This window comes from Cupriavidus sp. GW822-FHT03E04, from assembly GCF_058801495.1.
This window is the reverse complement of record NZ_JBXANI010000069.1, coordinates 1-1,775: the sequence shown is the minus strand read 5'-3', so window position 1 is coordinate 1,775 and position 1,775 is coordinate 1. Positions and strand designations below refer to the sequence as shown.

The following is a 1,775-nucleotide window of genomic DNA, read 5'->3' as shown; positions in this document are numbered from 1 at the left end:
CGGCTGGCCGGCCATTACGTCACCATGCTTGAAGCGCTGGCGGACAGCCCGGAGCTGGCAGTCGGCGAAGTGGACCTGCTGCAAGGCGCGCAAGGGAAGCGGCTGCGGCAATGGGGCATGAACCCGCAGCGCTATCCGCACGGCGAGCCGGCGCACCGCCTGTTCGAGCGGCAGGCGGCGGCGCAGCCGCAGGCCACGGCGCTGGTGCTTGGCGAGGCCGCGCTGAGCTACGCGGAGCTCAATGCCCGGGCCAACCGGCTCGCGCGCCGGCTAATCGCGCTGGGCGTGCAGCCCGAGGCCAAGGTGGGCATCGCGCTGGAGCGTTCCATCGAGATGGTGGTGGGCCTGCTGGCCGTGCTGAAGGCGGGTGGTGCCTACGTGCCGCTGGACCCGGACTATCCGGCCGAACGGCTGGCCTATATGGCGCAAGACAGCGGCATCGCGCTGATGCTCACCCAGCGCGGCATCCGCGCGCGCATGCCCGCGCTGGACGGGTTGAAGGTGCTGGAACTCGATATGCTGGATCTTGGCAACGAGCCGCAGGACGACCCCGAGGTCGCGCTGCACAGCGAGCACTTGGCCTACGTGATCTATACCTCCGGCTCGACCGGGCGGCCCAAGGGCATCGGCATTACCCACGCGGCACTGGCCGAACACAGCCAGGTGGCAATCGGTTACTTCGGGCTGACACCGGCGGACCGCATGCTGCAGTTCTCCACCATCAACTTCGATGGTTTCGTCGAACAGCTGTTTCCGCCGCTGGTGGCGGGTGCGGCGGTGGTATTGCGCGGCCCGGCGCTGTGGGACAGCGACACCTTCTACCGACAGTTGCTGGACCAGCGCATCAGCATCGCGGACCTGCCCACGGCCTACTGGCATTTGCTGGCGCAGGACTTCGCGCGGCGCGGCCCGCGCAGCTATGGCGCGTTGCGCCAGGTGCAGGCCACCGGCGAGGCGATGCCGCCCGAGGGCGTGCGCGCCTGGCGCGAGGCGGGCCTGGGCCATGTGAAGCTGCTCAACACCTATGGCCCGACCGAAACGGTGGTCACGGCGATCGTGCAGGATTGCCGCGCGTACCTGGCGGGCGAGGCCACCTTGCCCGCGCAGATGCCGATCGGGCATCCACTGGCCGGGCGCCATGCCTATGTGCTGGATGCGGAGCTGAACCTGGCGCCGCAAGGCGTGCCGGGCGAGCTGTACATCGGCGGGGCGTTACTGGCGAGGGGCTATCACGGCCGGGCCGGGCTGAGCGCCGAGCGTTTCGTCGCGGACCCGTTCGCGGCGTCGGGCGGGCGGCTGTACCGCACCGGCGACGTTGCGCGCTGGAACACGCAGGGCCAGCTGGAGTACCTGGGCCGGGTGGACCATCAGGTGAAGGTGCGGGGGTTCCGCATCGAACTGGGCGAGATCGAGGCGCAGTTGCTGGACCAGCCGCAGGTGAGGGAAGCGGTGGTGGTGGCACAGGAAGGACCGGGCGGCGCGCGGCTGGTGGGCTATGCGGCGGGCAGCGGCCTGGATGCCGCGTGCATCCAGGCGGCGCTGGCCCAGGTCTTGCCGGACTACATGGTGCCGTCGGCACTGGTGGTGCTGGCGGCATTGCCGCTGAACGCGAACGGCAAGGTGGACCGGCATGCGCTGCCGGCGCCCGAGTTCGCAACGCAAGGGGGCTACGAAGCGCCGCAAGGCGAGGTCGAGCAAACGCTGGCGGCGATCTGGGCCGAAGTGCTAGGCCTGGCCCGCGTCGGTCGCAACGACAACTTCTTCGCGCTCGGCGG

The 1,775-nt window shown here is 70.0% G+C and carries 1 protein-coding gene; it reads left to right on the top strand.

What is annotated here, in order from left to right; all coding sequences use genetic code 11:
* On the top strand, positions 1-1,775 hold a 1,775-nt coding region (locus tag AC1RQC_RS40290), incomplete at both ends, for an amino acid adenylation domain-containing protein (RefSeq protein WP_492886861.1).